Annotated in this window: 1 protein-coding gene; it reads left to right on the top strand. The window is 45.0% G+C overall.

Annotated features, from left to right (window positions below; genetic code table 11):
- On the top strand, positions 1 to 353 hold a 353-nt coding region (locus HFD99_RS25050), incomplete at both ends, for a condensation domain-containing protein (protein ID WP_167441076.1).

The following is a 353-nucleotide window of genomic DNA, read 5'->3' as shown; positions in this document are numbered from 1 at the left end:
CAAAAATATAATGGCACCGATGATGTCGTGTTTGGCAGCGTGGTATCTGGACGTCCGGCAGACATTCCGAATGTGGAACATATCATTGGTCTGTTTATCAATACGATTCCGGTACGTATCCGCAGTCATAAGGACAGTGTATTCTCTGACGTGATGAAGCACATCCAGGAGCAATCGATTGATTCCCATGTCTACGATACGTATCCGTTGTATGAAATTCAGGGATTGTCGGAGCTTAAGCAGGATTTGATTAATCATATTCTTATTTTTGAGAATTATCCGGTCGAGGAACAAATCGAGCAATTAGGTAGCGGTGAGGCGGCCAGCTTCACCATCACAGGAGCCGAGTCTGT

Origin of the sequence: Paenibacillus sp. EKM301P, assembly GCF_011800295.1 — a bacterium.
GTDB lineage: Bacteria > Bacillota > Bacilli > Paenibacillales > Paenibacillaceae > Paenibacillus > Paenibacillus polymyxa.
Note: the sequence above shows the minus strand (reverse complement) of the source record. Positions and strands in the feature narration are given on the sequence as shown.